General features: G+C 71.4%; 19 protein-coding genes and 1 pseudogene. 8 read left to right on the forward strand and 12 right to left on the reverse strand.

The window, feature by feature from the left end:
• Positions 1-216 precede the first annotated feature (216 nt).
• Both JAO81_RS32210 and JAO81_RS32215 read left to right on the forward strand, forming a co-directional pair.
• Entirely contained in the window at positions 217-1,122 is a 906-nt protein-coding gene (locus JAO81_RS32210; protein ID WP_233416229.1) for a DMT family transporter, read from the forward strand.
• A 67-nt stretch (positions 1,123-1,189) separates the two neighbouring features.
• Positions 1,190-1,519 (forward strand): hypothetical protein, encoded by a 330-nt coding sequence (locus JAO81_RS32215; RefSeq protein ID WP_199551510.1) that lies wholly within the window; start codon positions 1,190-1,192, stop codon positions 1,517-1,519.
• 3 nt (positions 1,520-1,522) lie between these two features.
• Here the strand turns inward: JAO81_RS32215 and JAO81_RS32220 are convergent, their stop codons facing one another.
• The 4 genes from JAO81_RS32220 to JAO81_RS32230 form a co-directional block, all read right to left on the reverse strand.
• Positions 1,523-2,182, reverse strand: coding sequence for a response regulator transcription factor (locus JAO81_RS32220; RefSeq protein WP_199551511.1), 660 nt, complete (start codon positions 2,180-2,182; stop codon positions 1,523-1,525).
• A gap of 128 nt (positions 2,183-2,310) precedes the next feature.
• Positions 2,311-3,504, reverse strand: coding sequence for a histidine kinase (locus JAO81_RS32225; RefSeq protein WP_307813957.1), 1,194 nt, complete (start codon positions 3,502-3,504; stop codon positions 2,311-2,313).
• A 104-nt stretch (positions 3,505-3,608) separates the two neighbouring features.
• On the reverse strand, positions 3,609-3,737 hold the full coding sequence (locus JAO81_RS43495) for a hypothetical protein (RefSeq protein WP_267913090.1): 129 nt from the start codon (positions 3,735-3,737) through the stop codon (positions 3,609-3,611).
• Between the two features lie 85 nt (positions 3,738-3,822).
• Positions 3,823-4,815 carry an SMP-30/gluconolactonase/LRE family protein gene (locus JAO81_RS32230; RefSeq protein WP_199551512.1) on the reverse strand — a complete coding sequence of 331 codons (993 nt, stop codon included), beginning with the start codon at positions 4,813-4,815 and terminating at the stop codon, positions 3,823-3,825.
• Between the two features lie 334 nt (positions 4,816-5,149).
• Between JAO81_RS32230 and JAO81_RS32235 the strand changes: the two genes are divergently transcribed.
• Positions 5,150-6,058: an ATP-binding cassette domain-containing protein gene (locus tag JAO81_RS32235; protein WP_307813960.1), complete on the forward strand. Its 909-nt coding sequence runs from the start codon at positions 5,150-5,152 to the stop codon at positions 6,056-6,058.
• Positions 6,055-6,918, forward strand: coding sequence for an ABC transporter permease subunit (locus tag JAO81_RS32240; RefSeq protein WP_199551514.1), 864 nt, complete (start codon positions 6,055-6,057; stop codon positions 6,916-6,918). Before JAO81_RS32235 ends, JAO81_RS32240 begins: the two co-directional genes overlap by 4 nt.
• Before the next feature lie 153 nt (positions 6,919-7,071).
• On the opposite strand, the gene JAO81_RS44115 is transcribed toward JAO81_RS32240, so the two are convergent.
• The 3 genes and pseudogenes from JAO81_RS44115 to JAO81_RS32255 all read right to left on the reverse strand — a co-directional run bounded on the left by JAO81_RS44115 (position 7,072) and on the right by JAO81_RS32255 (position 10,686).
• Positions 7,072-7,440, reverse strand: a complete 369-nt coding sequence (locus JAO81_RS44115) for an ATP-binding cassette domain-containing protein (protein WP_374194382.1) — start codon at positions 7,438-7,440, stop codon at positions 7,072-7,074.
• Positions 7,441-7,601: 161 nt separating this feature from the next.
• A pseudogene (locus JAO81_RS42955) lies at positions 7,602-8,972 on the reverse strand (ATP-binding cassette domain-containing protein); the annotation flags it as partial.
• A gap of 79 nt (positions 8,973-9,051) precedes the next feature.
• Entirely contained in the window at positions 9,052-10,686 is a 1,635-nt protein-coding gene (locus JAO81_RS32255; protein ID WP_199551515.1) for an ABC-F family ATP-binding cassette domain-containing protein, read from the reverse strand.
• Positions 10,687-11,016: 330 nt separating this feature from the next.
• Between JAO81_RS32255 and JAO81_RS32260 the strand changes: the two genes are divergently transcribed.
• On the forward strand, positions 11,017-11,433 hold the full coding sequence (locus tag JAO81_RS32260; protein WP_199551516.1) for a ribonuclease domain-containing protein: 417 nt from the start codon (positions 11,017-11,019) through the stop codon (positions 11,431-11,433).
• A gap of 30 nt (positions 11,434-11,463) precedes the next feature.
• Here JAO81_RS32260 and JAO81_RS32265 read toward each other — a convergent pair whose 3' ends face one another.
• The gene (locus JAO81_RS32265) at positions 11,464-11,664 is read right to left on the reverse strand and encodes a hypothetical protein (protein WP_199551517.1); all 201 of its coding nucleotides are present in this window, start codon (positions 11,662-11,664) and stop codon (positions 11,464-11,466) included.
• Between the two features lie 148 nt (positions 11,665-11,812).
• On the opposite strand from JAO81_RS32265, the gene JAO81_RS32270 reads away from it, so the two are divergent.
• Positions 11,813-13,090: a sensor histidine kinase gene (locus tag JAO81_RS32270; protein WP_199551518.1), complete on the forward strand. Its 1,278-nt coding sequence runs from the start codon at positions 11,813-11,815 to the stop codon at positions 13,088-13,090.
• 45 nt (positions 13,091-13,135) lie between these two features.
• Here the strand turns inward: JAO81_RS32270 and JAO81_RS32275 are convergent, their stop codons facing one another.
• Genes JAO81_RS32275 through JAO81_RS32285 form a run of 3 tightly spaced genes read right to left on the reverse strand, consistent with a single transcriptional unit; the run spans position 13,136 to position 16,814 of the window.
• Entirely contained in the window at positions 13,136-13,732 is a 597-nt protein-coding gene (locus JAO81_RS32275; RefSeq protein WP_199551519.1) for a TetR/AcrR family transcriptional regulator, read from the reverse strand.
• 8 nt (positions 13,733-13,740) lie between these two features.
• A complete protein-coding gene (locus JAO81_RS32280) occupies positions 13,741-15,264 on the reverse strand; it encodes a PQQ-binding-like beta-propeller repeat protein (protein ID WP_199551520.1) in 1,524 nt (507 codons plus the stop codon).
• A complete protein-coding gene (locus JAO81_RS32285; RefSeq protein ID WP_199551521.1) occupies positions 15,261-16,814 on the reverse strand; it encodes a PQQ-binding-like beta-propeller repeat protein in 1,554 nt (517 codons plus the stop codon). Before JAO81_RS32285 ends, JAO81_RS32280 begins: the two co-directional genes overlap by 4 nt.
• A 130-nt stretch (positions 16,815-16,944) precedes the next feature.
• On the opposite strand from JAO81_RS32285, the gene JAO81_RS32290 reads away from it, so the two are divergent.
• Positions 16,945-17,610 carry a response regulator transcription factor gene (locus tag JAO81_RS32290; protein WP_199551522.1) on the forward strand — a complete coding sequence of 222 codons (666 nt, stop codon included), beginning with the start codon at positions 16,945-16,947 and terminating at the stop codon, positions 17,608-17,610.
• Positions 17,611-17,694: 84 nt separating this feature from the next.
• Positions 17,695-18,204, forward strand: coding sequence for a GyrI-like domain-containing protein (locus tag JAO81_RS32295; RefSeq protein ID WP_199551523.1), 510 nt, complete (start codon positions 17,695-17,697; stop codon positions 18,202-18,204).
• Positions 18,205-18,404: 200 nt separating this feature from the next.
• Here the strand turns inward: JAO81_RS32295 and JAO81_RS32300 are convergent, their stop codons facing one another.
• On the reverse strand, positions 18,405-18,839 hold the full coding sequence (locus JAO81_RS32300) for a hypothetical protein (RefSeq protein WP_199551524.1): 435 nt from the start codon (positions 18,837-18,839) through the stop codon (positions 18,405-18,407).
• Between the last annotated feature and the right edge of the window lie 135 nt (positions 18,840-18,974).

An 18,974-nucleotide genomic window follows, 5' to 3' on the forward strand; every position in this document is an offset into this window, starting at 1 on the left:
CCTCACCACACAGACCATGATCAACGGTCAAGGCCCGACGCGCCACGGCCAACCATGCACGAGGTCGTTAGTCCGAGGGCCGCGGCGGTCCGCCGGCCCACGGCCGACCGCCCTGTGAGACCCCTCTACCGGGGACGATCACGCACGGCTACCGTGGGCCCGCCCAGTGAGAGCCGCCGAAGTCTCCACACCCTCCGGATCGTTGGAGACCCGCTCTTGTCGACGCTCACCGCGCCCGCCGTCCAAGCGCCCCGCCGCGCCTGGCTCACCGATCTGCCCGTACTGCTCGTCGCCGTCGTCTGGGGCGCCAGCTACCTCGCGGCCAAGGGCATCACGACGACCCACACCGTCATCGCGGTCCTCGTCCTGCGCTTCGCGCTCGTCCTGCCGGTGCTCGTGGTGGCCGGATGGCGCCGGCTGCGCGCGCTGCGGCCGGCTCAGGTGCGGGGAGCCGGGGTCCTCGGGCTGATCCTCGGCGGGATCTTCCTCCTGGAGACGTACGGCGTCGTCCATACGTCGGCGACGAACGCGGGCCTGATCATCAGCCTCACCATGATCTTCACGCCGCTCGCCGAGGCGGCCCTCAACCGGCGGACCCCGTCGCGCTCGTTCCTCGCCGCCGCGGGCCTGTCCGTCCTCGGCGTCGTCCTCCTCACGCAGGGCGGCGGTTTCACCTCGCCCTCGCTCGGCGACTTCCTGATCCTGCTCGCCGCCCTCGCCCGCACCGTCCATGTCCTGGCGATGGCCCGGATCCGAGCGGTCCAGGACGCCGACTCCCTTTCCCTGACGACGGTCCAGCTCGGCACGGCGGTGCTGCTGTTCGCGCTGCTCGCCGCCGCCGGAACGGGTGACTCGCCCTGGTCCGCGGCAGCGGACTTCGGGCCGCGCGAATGGGCCGGCCTGGTCTTCCTCTCGGTCTTCTGCACGCTCTTCGCGTTCTTCGTCCAGATGTGGGCCGTCCGCAAGACCTCACCGTCCCGCGTCAGCCTCCTCCTCGGCACCGAGCCCCTGTGGGCCGCGGCGGTCGGCATCGCCCTCGGCGGTGAACGGCTCGGAGCGCTCGGTCTTGTGGGCGCCGCACTGGTGCTGGCGGGCACGGCATGGGGGCGCCGGGCGGCGTGAGGGACCCTGGAACCGGGCCGCCCGCCGCGCGCATCCTTCGTGGGGGACCGCTTCGGGGGAGGGCGCAGTGGACGCGGACAGGGCTGACGACCCGCAACAGCGGGAGAGGGCCCGGTGGTGGCGCGACACCGGGACGGTGATGCTGGCTCTGGCCGGCGGACTGTGGCTGTGGGCCGCGGTGCTCGTTGTGACCTCGGCACCCGGCGTGTTCGGCAGATGTGGCGAGGACGACCTCGCGACGCGTGGCTGCGAGGCCCGCGACCTGGGCTTGCCGTTGCTGCTGCTCGTCCTGGCCCTGCCGCTCGCCGCACTCGGCGCCATGCTGTACGCGACCTTCAGCACCCGCCTCGCCCGCAGCGGGCAACGCGCCGTGGGGCGTGAGCCCGAGGATCCCTGACCCTCAGCCCGACGGCGACACCAGGCCCGTCTCGTACGCGATGATCACCAGCTGGACGCGGTCGCGTGCCGACAGCTTCGCCAGGAGCCGGGCCACATGGGCCTTGGCCGTCGCCACGCTGATGAAGAGCTCGGCGGCGATCTCGGCGTTGGACAGGCCGCGGCCGACCAGGACGAGGACCTCGCGCTCCCGCCCGGTCACGCCCGCCAACTCACGCTGGGGGCGCGCCTGTTCCGGCCGCGCGGCGAACTCCGCGATCAGCCGGCCCGTGACGCTCGGCGCGATCAGCCCGTCGCCGCCCGCGACCACACGGACCGCGGTGAGGATGTCGTCGAGGGCCATGTCCTTGACCAGGAACCCGGACGCGCCCGCCCGCAGCGAGCCGTAGACGTACTCGTCATCGTCGAACGTCGTGAGCATCAGGACGCGCGTGGCCGGCTGCGCGGCGGTGATACGGCCCGTCGCCTCGATCCCGTCCATGCCCGGCATCCGGATGTCCATGACGACGACGTCGGGCCGCAGCTCCCCGGCCAGCCGTACCGCCTCCGCGCCGGTGCCCGCCTCGCCGACCACCTCGATATCCGGGGCGTCGGTGATCAGGACCCGCAACCCGCTGCGGACCAGCGGCTGGTCGTCGGCGAGGAGCACGCGTACGGCTGTCATCGGTCCTCCGCAGGGAGATCCGCACGTACGGCTGTCACTGCTGTCACTGTTCCTCCGCCGGGAGATCCGCACGTACGGCTGTCACTGCTGTCATCGTTCCTCCGCCGGGTGTTCCGCACATACGTGATTCATCGTTCCTCCGCCGGAATCGGCAGCCGGGCCGTCACCCGGAAGCCGCCCCCGGGGCGAGGCCCCGCCTCGAACGAGCCGTGCAGGAGCGTGACCCGCTCCCGCATCCCCACGAGCCCGTACCCGTACCCGTCGCCGCCGAGCTTCGCGCCCCGGCCCTCGTCGGTGACGGTCACGGTGAGGGCCTCGGTGCCGAAGTCGACGGTCACCTCGCAGTCGGGCACTCCCGCATGCCGTACGACATTGGTGACGGCCTCCTGGACGATCCGGTACGCCGAGAGCTCCAACTCCGGGGGAAGCGCCCGCTGTTCACCGAGACGCCGCACGTCCACCCGAATGCCCGCGTCCTGCGCGGCCGTGACGAGCCGGTCCAGGTCCGCGAGGGCGGGTGCCGGATCCAGCGGGGCGCCCTCCGACTGGCGCAGGGCGCCCAGCATCCGGCGCAGGCCCGAGAGCGTCTCGCGGCTGGTCGACTCGATCGCGCCGAGGGCGTTGCGGGCCTCGGCCGGCTGGGTGTCGATGACCCGCCGGCCCACCCCCGCCTGGATCGCGATGATGCCGATGCTGTGCGCCACCATGTCGTGCAACTCCCGTGCGATCCGCAGCCGTTCGGCCGTCACCGCCTGAGCCGCGGCCTGCTCGCGCAGGGCACGGGCGTGCTTGCCGCGCTCGGCGACCGAGTAGCCGACGAGCCAGGAGGTGGCCAGCGCGAGGGTGAGGGTGAGGACGGTGCTCACCGTGATGTCGGCGCCCGAGCGGTAGTACGGGACCGCCGCGATCTGCGCGGCCAGCGCGAGCACACCCGCCCCTACGGCCGACCGTCGCGGACGGGTCGCGGCGATGAAGCCCACCGCCAGATCGGTGAACAGGGCTTGCAGATAGGCGATCTGCCAGCCCTGCTGCTGTCCGTGGAACGGCGATCCGGCTTGCGCCTGCGCGATCACCGTCGCCGCGAACGAGCCGATGACGAGCAGCAGGAGCGCGGGCTCGGGCCGGCGCAGCAGCAGCGGTACGACGAGGACCGCGAGGAGGGCGGAGGGGAGCAGGCGTGCGCCGGTCAGTTCGGGTTCGTTGAGCGCGGCGATGTAGAGGAGAACGGAGTAGGCGACCCCTGCGCACCAGGCCAGCGCTCCGACGGCCACTTCGCGCCGGGACCGTACGGGGTCGGGGGCCGGCGGCGGGGTGTCGCTCACGCGTTGGTGTCCGGCGGGGTGTCTCTCATGGCGTGATCATAGGCAGGCGGTACGCGGCCGGGCATCGGCCCGGCGGCGTACGCCCGTGGGCTACCAGGGCAGGCTCAGCCGGAGCCGGAGCCGGAGCCGGAGCCGGAGCCGGAGCCGGAGCCGGAGCCGGAGCCGGAGCCGAAGCCGAAGCCGAAGCCGAAGCGGGCGCCGGCGCCCGCGCCCAGGCCGCACCCGGGAGTCATGTCCGGGAGCGGCCATACCCGCCCTGATGACCGCGACCGCGTCGGATCGACAGAGCGACCGCGTCAGATAGACAGAGCGGCCGCGTCAGATCGACACAGCGACCGCGTTGTACGTCGTTTCCGGCGTCGGTGGTGTCGTGAAGCGCGCGTTGACCAGATAGAGCCGGTCGCCGAAACGCGCGGCGGTCGTGGGTACGTCGAAACGGGGGTCCGTGATCGTCCTGAGCAGGGTGGCCGTGGTGACCCGCTCGTCGAGGTCCCAGACGCTGATCAGGTTGAGACGGTTCTGCACGACGTACAGGGTGCGGCCGCTGCGCCACAGGCCGTCGCCGTTGAGCACCGTGTCCTGGCCGACCAGCGTGATCTTCGTGGCGTGCCCGCTCCCGGGGTCGACGCGGTACAGCTCGCCCGGCGTGCTCTTCACCACGATCAGTCCGCGGCCGTCAGGGGTGTCGACGATCCCGTTGGCGTTGTTGACGTCGGGCAGCTGCACCCAGTCGCCGGTGAGCGGCAGGGCACGGACCCCGCCCGTCCGTCCGCCTTGCGGGACGCCGTACAGGAAAGCGGCACGCGAGTCGGTGAACCAGGCGCGTTTGCGCAGGAGCGTCACATCGTTGATGAAGTGGCCGGTCGCTTCGGACAGTTGGTGCGTGACCAGGAGCTCGCCGGTGCGGGCGTCGTGCACGCGCGCGACACCGGTGTTCCCGGCCACGTAAAGCAGTCCGTCCCGGCTCACCTTCAGGCCGACGGAGATCAGGCCGGTGCCCCCGGCGAAGAGGACCTTCCCCCGTCCGGTGCGCAGGTCGGCGCGGTAGATCGCGCCGTTGGCGCGCGAGCCCAGATAGGCGTACGGGCCGCGGCCGATGGCGATGCCTTCGGGCAGCCAGCCGTTCGGGAGCGGGAACTCCGCCGGCCAGTCGGCGGCCGGGGTCGCCGCCGCCGTGCCGGCACCGGCCGTGACGGCCCCGGCCGTGACGGCCAAGGCGGCAGCGGCGGCGCCGCCGAGCACGGCGCGTCGGGTGGGGCGGGGGTGCGGCGGGTTCGTGGTCGGGCGAGGGTGAGGGTGAGGCGAGTTCATGGTGGGGCCTCCACGATGTCGTCGTGTGGGCAGCCGGGGCGTCAACTGCCGTGGTGGGCACGCGAGTTGGAAAGCGAGTTGGAAAGCGAGTTGGAAGGCGAGTTGGAAAGCGAGTTGGAAGGCGAGTTGGAAGGTGAGCCAGCAAGCGCTTTCGCGCTTCTCTCCGTCCTGCGCCCCGGCCGCCCCCGTTGTCACACCGGGCGTCCCGTTCCGGCCACGCGCCGAGCCCCTGGGTCATCGGCCCCCAGGCGTACGCCCGTGGGCCAACCGGACGCGGCGAATATGCCCGGCGGCCCGATGCCTGGCAGGGCTCTGTTCGGCGACCGTGGATCACGTGATTGAAGTCAGCGAACTCACCAAGCGCTACGGGGACACCACCGCCGTACGCGACCTGTCCTTCACCGTCCGCCCGGGCCATGTCACCGGCTTCCTGGGCCCGAACGGCGCCGGGAAGACCACCACCTTGCGTCTGCTCCTCGGCCTCAACACCCCCACCTCGGGCACGGCCACCATCGGCGGCCGGGACTTCGGCGACGCACGCCGCGGGCTCCGTCATGTCGGCGCCCTCCTCGACGCCCAGGACGTACACGGCGGCCGCACCGCGCGTGCCCACCTGGGCGCACTCGCCGCGAGCAACGGTATTCCGCGCGGCCGGGTCCGCGAGGTGCTCGACGAGGTGGGGCTCGGGGACGTCGCGGGTCGGCGGATCGGGGGGTTCTCGCTCGGCATGAAGCAGCGCCTGGGGATCGCCTCCGCGCTGCTCGGCGACCCGTCCGTGCTCGTCTTCGACGAACCCCTCAACGGGCTCGATCCGGAAGGTGTGCAGTGGCTGCGCGCCCTCCTGCGCCGCCTCGCCGCCGAAGGCCGTACGGTCTTCGTCTCCAGCCATCAGATGTCCGAAATGGAGCTCTGCGCCGAGCAGTTGATCGTCATCGGCCGCGGTGAGCTGATCGCCGCGGAGAGCCTCGGCGCGTTCGCCGCCCGCGGCAGGAGCCAGGGCGTACGGGTGCGGGCGAGGGAGTCCGAACGTCTTGTGTCCGCGCTGCTCGCGGAGGGCGCCGAGGTGGTACCGGGCGAGCAGTCCCTGAGCGTGACCGGTGTCGACGCCGAACGGATCGGCGAGCTGGCCCTGCGCGAAGGCGTCGTCCTCGGTGAACTCACCCCGCTGGGCGCCTCGTTGGAGCAGGCCTTCATGGAACTGACCGCCGACAGCGTCGACTACCTCACGGGAGAGCCCCGATGACCGTCACTTCGATGACCGCCCTCATGCCGGCGACCGCTGCCCCGGCGCGCTTCCGTCATCTCCTCGCCGCCGAGTGGATCAAGATCTGGTCGCTGCGCTCCACCTACTGGGTGCTCGGTGCCGGATCGCTGTCCGTCATCGGAATCAACGCGAACTCCGCGTACTCCAACGCCGACCGCCTCTCGGGCATGCCCGCGGAGCCGTCCGCCCCGCCGCCGGGCATGCGCGGTGAGCCGTTGATGGCCTTCGACGCCCTGCATACCGCCTTCCTGGACCCTGCCTGGCAGATCTTCATGGTGGTGGCGTGCAGCGTCGGCGCGATCGCCGTGTTCGGCGAGTACACCAGCGGCCTCATCCGTACGACGCTGACCGCCGTGCCCGACCGGCGCGCCGTCATCCTCGCCAAGGCCGCGGTCGTGACCGGGGTGATGACGGTGCTGGGCGCGGTGGTCGCGACTGCCACCCTGCTCCTGACGCAGTACTTGCTGCGCGACCACGGCGGCGTCTCCCTCGCCGACCCCGAAGCGCTGCGCGCCGTCGCCGGCTCGGCCCTGCTCGCGCCGCTGTGCGCGCTGGTCGGCATGGCGATCGGTGCGGTCGTACGGCATGCGGCGGGCGCGATCGTCGGGGCGATCCTGACGCTGCTGCTCCTGCCGGCGCTGTTCCAGGGCGAGACCTACCGCTGGGTCGCGGAGATCGGGAACGCGATGCCGCTGAGCGCCTGGGAGACGCTCTCCGGCAACCACTGGGGTGAGGGCAAGTATCCGGTGACCGTCACCGAGGCGTGGGTGGTCTACGCGGCGTGGGCGGTATGTGCGGTGCTCGTGGCGGTGGAGGCTGTGCGGCGGCGGGATGTGTGAGGGCGGGCGGCGCGTGAACGCCCCGACAGTCATGGGGAGTTCACGTGCCGCCCGCGCCGGCTGCTGGGAGTTCAGGCGCCGCCAGCCCGCCCGCCCTCTCGGTGGCCGATGTTCAGGCCCCGGCTCCCCTGTGGCGGCCGGGGGCCCAGCGGCTCACCGTTCCAGGTGCAACCGCCGCCCTTCCCACCGCCGCCGCAGCCAGCGGTCGTGGCTCGCCACGACGATCACGCCGGGGCCGGAGCCCAGCGCTTCCTCCAACTCGTCGCACAGGACGGGGGAGAGGTGGTTGGTCGGCTCGTCGAGCAGCAACAGCCGCGGCGGACGGGCCACCAGCAGCGCCAGGGCCAGGCGGCGGCGCTGGCCCACGGACAGCTGCCCGGCCGGCTTGTCCAGATCCGCCTCGGCGAGCAGGCCCAGTGAGCCGAGCGGTACCTTCTCGGCGCGCGCCGGGCCCAACTCCCGCTCGTAGACGGCCCGGGCGGTACGGTCCGGGCGCGCGAACACGGTGTCCTGCGCGAGCATCCCGACCGTGGGGTCCGGCCGCCGGGGCAGCTCCCCCCTGGCGGGGGGGGGGGCCCCGGGGGCGGGGGGGGGGGGGGCCGGCCGGGGCGCCCGAACAGGGTGCCCGGCGCGAGCACCCCGACCGTGGGGCCCGGCCGCCGGGACAGCTCTCCCATGGCGGGGAGCTGTCCCGCGAGTACGGCGAGCAGCGTGGACTTGCCCGCGCCGTTGCCGCCCGTGAGCAGCAGCCGGTCCGTCTCCTCCAGGTCCAGGTCGACCGCCGCGAGCCGCCCGGCCACCCACACCTGACGCAGGGACACGAGCGGGCGAGCCGCCACCCCGTCCGCCCGAGCAGTGGAGGCGCTCGACGCGGCTGAACCCCTCGCCGCCTGCGCATCCGCCGAAGCCCTCACGGCCTCGGGCGCATCCGCCGAAGCCCCTTCGCCCGCGGGCGCATCCGCCGAAGTCCCCACGCACTCGTGCGATACCCCCGACCCCTCCGCCGTGCCGCGCCCCGCCAGTTCCCCGCCCAAGAACCGCAGCGGCCGCGGCGGCTCGGCGACCCGGGTGCGCTCCAACTCCTCCAGCCTGTGGGCCGCGTTGCGGACCCGGCGCGAGATCTGGTGCTGTACCCGTCCCGCCCGACGCCCGTAGCCCATCTTCTCGTTGTCCGTGCGCCAGCGGTTCGGCGCGACCCGGTGCGCGGTCACGCCCGCCGAGTGCCGCAGCTCGCCGAGGAGTTCCTGCTCCTCGGCGAACCGCCGCTCCCAGCGCACCCGTTCGGCGCGCTTCTCGGCGAGATACGCGCTGTAGCCGCCGCCGAACCGGACCGGACCGTCCACCGCAGGATCGAGGTCGACCAGATCGGTGCAGACGGCGTCCAGGAACGCACGGTCGTGGCTGGCGGCCAGCACCGTGCCGGGCAGCGAGCGCAGCTGCTCCTCCAGGAAGGCGGCCGCGTCGTCGTCCAGATGGTTGGTCGGCTCATCGAGCAACAGCGCCGAGGGCCGCCGTACGAGCAGCGCGGCCAGCGCGAGGCGGCCGCGCTGCCCGCCGGAGAGCGAACCGAGCGTACGGTCGCGGCCGAACCCGCCGAGCCCGAGGCCCTCGAGCACGAGATCCGCACGGCGGTCGGCGTCCCAGGACTCCCGGTCACGGGCCTGTTCGAGACGTCTGCCGTACGTGTCGAGCAGCAGCGGATGGCCGGGATCGTCCTCGGGGAGCCGGGCCAGTTCCTCGCCGAGCCGTTCGAGCTCGGCGAGATCCTCGCGCGCCTCGCGCAACGCCTCGTCGAGCACGGTGGCGATGGTCGACTCGGCTTCGTACGGCAGTTCCTGGTGCAGAAAACCCAGGTCGGCCGGACGTGTGACGCTGCCCGAGTCGGGTGCGTCCACCCCCGCGAGCACGCGCAGCAGCGTGGACTTGCCGACGCCGTTCTCCCCGATCAGGCCGATGCGGTGGCCGGGCGGAGCGGTCAGGGAGATGCCGTCGAGGATGCGCCTCCCGGCGAGGTGGCGGACGAGATCGTGGGCGACCAGAGCGGTCTTGGGCATGGGAATCCATCCAACGTGAGAGCCGTAAGGCCCGCCGGGCACGAGGCCTCGGGCGCGGGCCACCGCATACGCCGGCGGATCACACAGCGGGAGCCCCTGTCTCCGTGAGGGCCCCGTCGGCCAGCCGAAGCCAGCGGTTCACGCCGATCTCGGCGAGGAAGCGCTCGTCGTGGCTGATCACCATGAACGCGCCCTGATACGAGGTGAGCGCGCTCTCCAACTGGCCCGCGCTGACCAGGTCCAGGTTGTTCGTCGGCTCGTCGAGCAGCAGCAACTGAGGTGCGGGTTCGGCGCACAGCACACAGGCCAGGGTGGCGCGCAGCCGCTCCCCGCCGGAGAGCACTCCGACCGGCAGATGGGCTCCCGCACCCCGGAACAGGAAGCGGGCCAGGAGGTTCATCCGCTCGGCGGCGGGCCGCCGAGGGGCGAACGCGGCGAAATTCTCCGCCACCGTACGGTCCGGATCCAGCAGGTCGAGACGCTGCGAGAGATAAGCGATCCGGCCGTCCGCCCGCGTGATCTCCCCGCTGTCCGGGGGGAGTTCACCGGTGATCAGCCGCAACAGGGTGGTCTTGCCGGCACCGTTGGGCCCGCTCAGCGCGATGCGCTCCGGTCCGCGGACGGTCAGATCCACACCGCCCGGAGCGAACACGGCCTCGTCCCCGAGCCGGACCTGCAGCCCTTCGCCGAGCAGGAGCGTGCGCCCGGTGGGCACCTGCGTGTCGGGGAGCTCCAGGACCAGGCGCTGCTCGTCCCGCAGCGCCCGGCCCGCCTCGTCGAGCCGCGCTTTGGCCTCGCCGACCCGCGAGGCGTGCATCTGCCCGGCCCGGCCCGCGGACTCCTGTGCGCCGCGCTTCATGTTCCCGGCGAAGATCCGGGGCAGTCCGGCGTTCTTGAGGTTGCGGGCGGCGTTGCTCGCCCGCCGCTCGGCGCGTTCGCGGGCCTGCTGAAGCTCCCGCTTCTCGCGCTTCAGCTCCTGCTCGGCGCTGCGGACGTTCTTCGCGGCGACCTCCTGTTCGGCCCGTACCGCTTCCTCGTACGCGGTGAAGTTGCCTCCGTACAGGCGCAGTTCGCCGCTGCCGAGTTCGGCGATGCGCTCCATGCGGTCGAGCAGCGCACGGTCGTGGCTGACCAGGAGCAGAGTGCCGGAGAAGTCCTCGAGAGCGTCGTGGAGGTGGTGTCTGGCCTCGGTGTCGAGGTTGTTGGTGGGCTCGTCGAGCAGCAGTACGTCGGGACGCCTGAGCAACTGGGCGGCGAGCCCGAGCGAGACGGCCTGGCCGCCGCTGAGGGTGCCGAGGCGGCGGTCGAGGGCGAGTGAGCCCAGGCCCAGGCGGTCGAGCTGGGCGCGGCTGCGCTCCTCGATGTCCCAGTCGTCGCCGATGGTGGCGAAGTGCTCCTCGCCGACATCCCCGGACTCGACGGCGTCCAGGGCGCGGATCACGTCGGCGACGCCGAGCACCTCGGCGACCGTGAGACCGCCGGTGAGGGGAAGGCTCTGCGGGAGATAGCCGAGGGTGCCGCCGACCGAAACCGACCCGGAGGCGGGCCTCAGCTCACCGGCGATCAGCTTGAGCAGGGTGGACTTGCCCGCACCGTTGGGGGCGACCAGGCCGGTGAGGCCGGGTGTGACGGTGAACGACAGATCGTGGAAGACCGGGGTGTCGTCGGGCCAGGAGAAGGAGAGGGCGGAGCAGACGACAAAGGCGTCGGACATGAGTGAGATGACCTCGTGCGGCATACGGGCAGAAAGCAGACCTCTGCCCTGGGCAGATGGGGGAAAGGGGTACGACGGGACGGGCCCGCCTCGGCGGCGCTCCTGTGCGCCGGCCGGGGGCCGTCAGCTCCGGATCTCACCCGGAGATGTCGTCGTCACCCGCCACGTCTGCCACTCCTTGTTGCACGATCAACGTCCCGGGCAGCGTAACAGCCGACGCCGGGGTGGCGCGATGTGCCGACGCGGCGAGGGTGAACTCCCGGAAAATTCACAGGAGTTAACGTCCTTGGCGTTGACACCCCAGGGTCTACGCGCGTCATCCTGAGGGGCATGCGAATCCCCCCACGTATCACCGCAGCCCTGACCCTGTCCGCCGCGCTGCTCCTCGGCGGAGCGGCCCCGATGGCCACCGCGGCCCCCACGGCCACGGCCCCCACGGCCGCCCCGGTCTCCTCCGCCGCCGTCGGCGACATCTGCTACTCGGCGCTGCCGAGCCAGGCCCACGACACCCTGGACCTGATCGAGGCCGGCGGCCCCTTCCCGTATCCACAGGACGGCACCGTGTTCCAGAACCGGGAGGGCCTGCTGCCCGGCCAGTCGACCGGCTACTACCACGAGTACACGGTCAAGACCCCCGGCTCACCGGACCGCGGCGCGCGCCGCATCGTCACCGGCGAGGAGCGGCAGGAGGACTACTACACCGCCGACCACTACGCGTCGTTCGACCTGGTCGACCACGCCTGCTGAGCCCTTGAGCGCGGCGGCCGGGGGCGCGGTTCAGGACTTCGCGCTCTCGGCCGCCGCGAACAGCGCCACGGCGAGCGCGATGGCCGAGATGCCGGCGTAGAGCTCCCAGCCGTCGAAGAAGCTCAGCCGCTGGATGAAACCCCACCGCACCCAGTGGAAGAGCTCGTAGACCACGGCGCCCACACCTTGGAAGAGCAGGATCGCGCCGAGAAACTGCAGAAGACCTTTCATACGGACGAGCCTGCTCGCGCGAGGCGGGGGCAGGCATCGGCCGACGGGCGAGAGCGCCCTGGCCGAAAGTCGGTGCGGCCGCGACTTTGGTCTACGGCAGGCCCAGGGAGACCCCGGCGCCGCCGATACCTGCGTAAATTTATCGACTATGAGCTGGAGCAAGAGCAGGCCGCAGACGGCGGACGCACCGTCCCCGCGCGACTACCGCTGGCCCAGCCTGCTGCCCTCGGCGATCGCCGACGAGTTCGACCCGGACCGCTCCGCGCGCAACGGCGGCAGGCACCGGCGTACCGCACGGGACTGGATCGTCGACTTCCTCTGCTTTCTCGTCGCCGTCTTCATCGGCTTGATCGGTGCGGACGCCGTCGGCAAGAACCCGAATATCTCCGAGAACGCGGCCCACCTCGACCAGCTGATCGGCGCTGTCGCCTGCGCCGCGGTCTGGCTGCGGCGCCGCTGGCCGGTGGGCCTCGCGATCGCGATGATCCCGGTGACCATCGTCTCGGACACGGGGGGCGGCGCCGCGGCGGTCGCCCTGTTCACGCTCGCGGTGCACCGCCCCTTCCGGTACGTCGCATGGATCGGCGGCATCACGACCGCGCTGGTCCCGTTCGTCTACGTGCTGCGTCCCGACGCGGACATCCCGTACGGAGTGGCCGTCGCGCTGGCCGTGATGCTCAGCCTGACCGTTGTCGCCTGGGGCATGTTCGTACGCTCCCGCCGCCAACTGCTGCTGTCCCTGCGCGACCGCGTCCTGCGGGCCGAGACGGAGGCCGAGCTCCGGGCCGAACAGGCCCAGCGTCTGGCCCGCGAGGCGATCGCCCGGGAGATGCACGATGTGCTCGCGCACCGGCTCACCCTCCTGAGCGTGCACGCCGGCGCCCTCGAATTCCGCCCCGACGCCCCGCAGGCCGAGGTCGCCCGGGCCGCAGGGGTCATCCGCGACAGCGCGCACGAGGCGCTGCAGGACCTGCGCGAGATCATCGGCGTGCTGCGGGCCAACGAGCCGGCCGAGGAGTCGGGGCGTCCCCAGCCCACCCTCACCGAGCTCGACCAGCTCGTCGCCGAATCCCGGCAGGCCGGGATGGAGGTCCGCCTCGACAGCTACCTCGACGACCCGAAGGCCGTCCCGGCCGCCACCGGCCGCAACGCGTACCGCATCGCGCAGGAGGCCCTGACCAACGCCCGCAAGCACGCCCCCGGCGCCGAGGTCGCCATCAGCGTGACCGGCGCCCCGGGTCAGGGGCTCACCCTCGACATCCACAACCCGCCGCCGCCCGGCGAGGTGCCGCATGTCCCCGGCTCGGGTCAGGGGCTGATCGGCCTCACCGAACGGGCCACCCTCGCCGGCGGGCGCCTGGACCACGGCGAGGAGGCGGACGGCGGCTTCCGGGTCCATGCGTGGCTGCCGTGGCTGGAGCGCTGAACCGTTCTGTGCCGTTGCCGCGGCGCTGATCTCCGCAACCGTCCGCTACGGCCGCACGGACCGCCAGATCCGGTCCGGCAACTCCCGTACCGCCTCGTCGAGATCGAGCTCCGCGAAGGTGTGCGTCAGAGACCGCCGGGCCGTCTCGATGACCGGCCCGAGCACCAGGATCTCGAGCAGCGGCTCCGGCAGCGGCGCGATCTCCCCGGCCTCGATCCGCGGCGCCATCCACGCGGCGATCCGCCCGAACTTCTCGTCCTTCAGCGCCCGGATCTCCGCGGCGTGCGTGGCCAGATGACCCGAGTACGAAGAGGCGTGCAGGAACAGCGCGGCGTCCCGGTGCTCCTGGATGAACCGCAGATACGAGCGCACCAGCGCCTGGATCCCGGTCCTCGTGGTGCGCGTACGGTATAGCGCGTCGATCATCTCGTCGCAGACCTGCGCCATGCAGCGGCAGTACAGCGCGGCCGCGAGCCCGCCGAAACTGCCGAAGTGGTGGTAGAGACTGCCGAGGCTCACCCCGCTCGCCGACGTGACCGCGCCCACCGTGAAACCCTCCTGGCCGTGCTCGGCGTACACCCGCAGCGCACAGGTCAGGAGATGGTCCACGGTGGCCGCGCCACGCTGCTGCTTGGGGGACATCAGCCTCCTCAGCCGGCCGGCGGAGCGCCGAACGCGGCGGCCAGGTAGGGCGGTTCGAACTTCGAGTAGGGCGGTCGGATGTACAGCTCGGCCATGAACAGCCGGCCGTTCGCGTAGCGGTATTCGACCGTTCCCGGTGAGAAGTGCCGCAGCACCTCGGCGTTCTTGTCGTCCGGGGACACGCTCAGGTAGACCGTCTCCTTGAAGGTACGTCCGTCGATCCGGACCACTTGGCCCGGCGTGCTGGTCGACGCCACCCGGTACGCGAGCACATCACGCCCGTCCATGCGCAGCGGAATCAGAGGAGTCTTGCCACGGGAGTCCGCGCGCTGGCCGGTCGCCTTCCCGGTCGCCAGGTCGTACGAGACGATCTCGTTCACGGAGGCGACCTTGCCGGGTTCGGGGCGAGGTGTGGTGGCCAGATACAGCCGGTCGTTGCCGACGGCCAGCGCCGCGCACTCGGAGTGTGCGTCGATCGTGCAGGTCTTCATGGTGCGCCCCGGATCCACCGCGATCTTGCTGCGCAGGGTGCCCTTGCGCCGGTCGATCGAGAAGTAGTCCGTGAGCTTCATGTCGTCCGCGAAGGCCGCGACGACCAGGGGATCCGACGACACGATCTTCGCGAAGCCCAGACCGCGCGGCAGGTCGTAGGTGAAGCGCGGCTTGCCCGCGTCGTCGAGCAGCTGCACCCGGGCCCGGGAGTTGCCCTCCTGGCCGCAGTTCTGCAGCGCGACGAGATCCTCCCCGCTGCCGTACGCCATGTCATAGCAGGGCTCGGTCGGTCTGGGTTCCCAGAGCAGTTTGCCGTTGTCGAGGTCGAGGGCGGCCCCGCCGTTGTCCCCGGCGACGGCCACCTTGCCGGCGCCGAGACCGATCTCGTGGAAAACGGTCTTGGTGCCGGAGCGCTTGACGCTCGCCCTCCACAGCAGCATTCCCGCGTTCAGATCCAGTGCGGCGATCTCCGTGCACGGCTTGAACTTGCCGTCCTCGTCCGGCAGTCCGTCCTGGAAGAGGATCCCGGTCCGGCCCTCGACGACCTTGTCCGTGAAGCCGCAGACCTGGCCGCCGAGCGCGATCTCCCAGACCTGCCGGCCGCTTTGGACATCGAAGCCGACGACCTTCCCGATGCCGGTCTTCACATACGTGTCCTCGGTGACCCAGGAGCCGGGCGCCACGAAGAAGTCGCCCTTGGCGACCGGGGGATCGGGCACCTCGAAGAGCAGCCCGGCCTTGCTGTCCGCCGGCTTCTTCTCCGTGCCGGGTCCGTCGAACCTGGCCTCCTGCTGCTTGTCGTCGGCAGGAGTTGCGTCGTCGCCGCCCAGAGCCAGCCAGACCCCGCCGCCCACGAGCAGTGCGAGGGCGACGGCGGCGGCGATGATCCACCGCAGCCGGCTGCCTGCGGGGCGACGGTCCGGGGCGGGTGGCCCAGGAGGTGTGGCCGCCAGGAAGGGCGGGGGAGTCACCGGCGGGCCGAACCCGGGCGACCCGGTCGCCGGCGGGCCGAACCCGGGCGGCGGAGGCGGCTGGCTCATGAGGCACTCCCGTAGGACAGCAGCCGTGCCTGTTCACCCGCGTCGTCGCCGGAGATCAGGGTGTCCGACAGGAAGAAGCGGCCACCGCGGTAGGCGTACACGCCCGCCATCGCCTCGTACTCGAGCGGCATTGCCGTCTTTCCGAACTTCAGCACCGTCTTGGGTGCGCCGCCCTTGGGGCCGATGCGTACGATCCGGCCGGGCACTTCCGGTCTGCCCTTGACGTACGCGAGCAGCGACGACCCCGTGACCGCGACCGGCAGGTACTCCCGCTTCCCTTCGGGCACCGAAGCCCATTTGATCTTCCCGGTGTTGAGATCGAACGCGACGATCCGCGTGGGGCCGAGGGCCTCCGGGTCGGCCGATTTGGTGGCCAGATAGAACGTGTCCTTGCCTGCGACGCCGCCGATGCAGTTCTGCGTGCCGCGCCCTGAGTCGCCGGCGCCCGCGCAGACATCGAACTTGAACTTGCCGCCGTTGAGCGACGACCGCAGTTTGCCGTTGCCCTTCAGTGCGATCACCGACCAGTTGAACTGGTCGGCGGACGCATGGACGGACACCACCAGCGGGTTCACGGAGTAGACCTTGCCGAACTTCCAGGGCATGACCTTCTTGGTCTTCTTGTCCTTGAGCTGGTAACGCCACCTGATCTTGCCGGACTTGGGGTCGACCTCCTTGATCTGCCCGGTCACGTCCTTCTTGCCCATGCACCAGTCGAGGACCAGGAGCTTGGGGCCGCCCGCGACGTCATTCGGGTAGCAGCCGCCGGTCTTCTCCTTGCCGAGCTTGAACAGGGGCTTGCCGTCGGAGACTTGGTAGGCGTCGGCCATCATGTTGCGGCCCACCGCCACCGTGTTCCCGGTGATGGCCAGGTGGATGATGATCGTGCTGTCCTCGGAGCCCTTCTCCTCGAGCTTCTTGCGCCAGCCGCCGGCCCCCTTCTTCAGGTCGATCATCTGAAGGTGGTTGCAGGTGCCCTTCGCCTTGCCGGGATCGCGGTACGCGACGACCACCTTGCCGTCCGTCGTGGGATTCACCGGGGTGTCGCAGGCCTCGGCGGGCAGCGGGATGCTCCAGGCCTTGGTGCCGTCGGCGACCTTGTACGCGGTCACCTCCCGGTACAAGGTCTGGATCACGAGACCGTCGACGAACCACAGATCATGGGCCAGGCTGTTGCCGCCCGGCAGATCCTGCTCGTTCTTCGCGTACCAGGCCTTCGCCTCGCCCTTCGCCAGGCCCGCGTTGATGTCCTCGGGCAGCGCAGGGCCCGTCGGCTTCGGCTTGCCCGGTGTGGCCGACGCGGACGGCTTCTTCGCGTCCCCGGCCTCGGTACGCGGCTTCTTCCCGTCCCCGTCGCCGCCGAGCGCGTACACCCCGGAGCCGACGAGCAGCAGTGCCGCGGCAGCCGCACCCGCCACGAGCACCGTCCGGCGCTCCCAGCGCGGCAGACGCGAGGCCAGGCTGCGCCTGGGCCGGCTGTTGCTGTGCGAGAACTGGGACAGCGGCTGTGTGTCCGGACCGCGCTCAGGCGGTGGCGGCGGCTGGCTCATCGATGGATCCCCCACGTGGTCAACTCCCCGTTTCTGGAAGTAATTTCCAGAAGTTCGTTCTGGTCGACGGTCAGAGTAGCGACCTCGCGCGGACAGAGTGGTGCGTTCACGAGGGGATACCGTGGTCGCCATGAATGTGATCCGTCTGCTTCTCGTCGACGACGACCCCCTGGTCCGGGCCGGGCTCTCCTTCATGCTCGGCGGCAGCGAGGACATCGAGATCGTCGGTGAGGCGGCGGACGGCAGCGAGGTGGCCGAGCTCGTGGACCGCACCCGGCCCGATGTGGTCCTGATGGACATCCGGATGCCCGAGGTCGACGGACTGGCCGCCACGGAGGAGCTGCGGGCCCGTAAGGACGCACCCGAGGTCGTCGTGCTCACCACGTTCCACGCCGATGAGCAGGTGCTGCGGGCGCTGCGCGCGGGAGCGGCGGGCTTCGTGCTCAAGGACACTCCACCCGCGGAGATCATCGCGGCGGTACGCCGGGTCGCGGCCGGGGAGCCGGTGCTCTCGCCCGCGGTCACGCGCCGGCTGATCACGCGGGCGGCGAGCCCGGACGCGTACGGCGGACGGCGGCAGACGGCCCGTGAGCGGATCAGCGCGCTCGCCGAACGGGAGCGGGAGGTCGCCGTGGCGGTCGGCCGGGGCAAGTCCAACGCGGAGATCGCACAGGAGCTCTTCATGAGCGTCGCCACGGTGAAGGCCCACGTCAGCCGCATCCTCACCAAACTGGACCTGAACAACCGCGTCCAGATCGCGCTGCTCGCCCACGACGCGGGACTTCTGGAGGACTAGGGCCCGCCCTGCCCGCCCTGTCGGCCATGACCTGAGTGAGTCCGCCGGGGTGCGCGGCGCCTCACCGCCCGGCAGGATCGGCGCATGGGGACACAACCGCGCATCGTGGAGCGGTCCGCGCAGCCGTTCGTCGGCGTCCGGGGCCGCGTGACCTGGTCGGCCTTCGGCCTGATCGCCGACCGGCTGCCCGAGATCGTCGGCCTGCTCGCCGAGCGGGGCATCGCACCGGCCGACGGACCGTTCTTCAAGTACGAGCTGATCGACCCCTCGGACATGGAGCGGGAGCTCGAGGTGGTGGCCGGAGTACCGGTCCACGAACGTGTACGCATCCCGTCCGCCGATGTGTTCGCGGGCACCCTGCCCGCGGGGCAGTACGCGACGGTCCACCACATCGGCCACCCCGACAAACTGCTCGGCGTCGCCGCCTCCCTGCTCAAGTGGGGCCACGCCAAGGGCCTGAAGTGGGACATGGCCCGTACCGACGAGGGCGAGGTGTGGGGCTGCCGGCTGGAGAGCTATCACACCGATCCGCGTCTGGAGCCGGACCTGGAGAAGTGGGAGACAGAGCTCTCGTTCCGGCTCGCGGACTCCTAGGGCCTGTCTCCTTGATCCCCGCGGGCGCGCGACGCCTGGCACGGCACCTCGCCGCACGGCCGCATCACCCAAGTACGTCCAGTACGAGGGAGATACGGCCGCACGGCGATGCACCGCACCAGACGCCGCGCGCTGATCCGCGGGGATCAAGGAGACAGGCCCTAGGTCACCGCGGTGCGGTCAGGTCCCTGCCCGGCATCTCAGCTGCCCTCGATGCCACGGGCGGCGAGCCGCTCCCACTTGTCCGGCGCCCGGAGCGTGCCGTCGTCCACGAACGTGACCCGCTTGAGGTGGGGGAGCAGGGCGAGGTCGTCCAGGGAGCGGACGTCGAAGAGGTCGTCCTCGCCGTCCCAGGCAGGCGCGCAGTGCCAGTAGATGTCCAGGCCGGCGTCGAAGCAGAGTTCGTCGACACGGGCGAGGAGCTCGTCGCCGATCTCCAGCGCCTCGAAGTACCGGCGTGACTCGTCGAGAACCACTTCATGGAGTCCGTTGCCGAGCACGTAGGACGCGGGGTCGCCGATGCCCTGCGCCCGCAGGCGTGCACCGAGGTCGAAGGCGGGCGTGAGGACCCGCTGCCCGTACATGAGCTCGTCTATGACGACCAACTTGAAGTTGAAGTCCTGGAATTCGGCCATGCGGGGATGTCTATCACGGGCCTTGCGGGGCTCCGGAAGGCGGGAGCGGCACGGCACGGAACGGGCGGGCCGCCGCCCCCGACGGCGGCGGCCCATCCCGCCGGGTCACGCCGCCCTGCGGCCGCGGGGCCGGTG

Origin of the sequence: Streptomyces sp. N35, from assembly GCF_016464295.1 — a bacterium.
Lineage (GTDB): Bacteria > Actinomycetota > Actinomycetes > Streptomycetales > Streptomycetaceae > Streptomyces.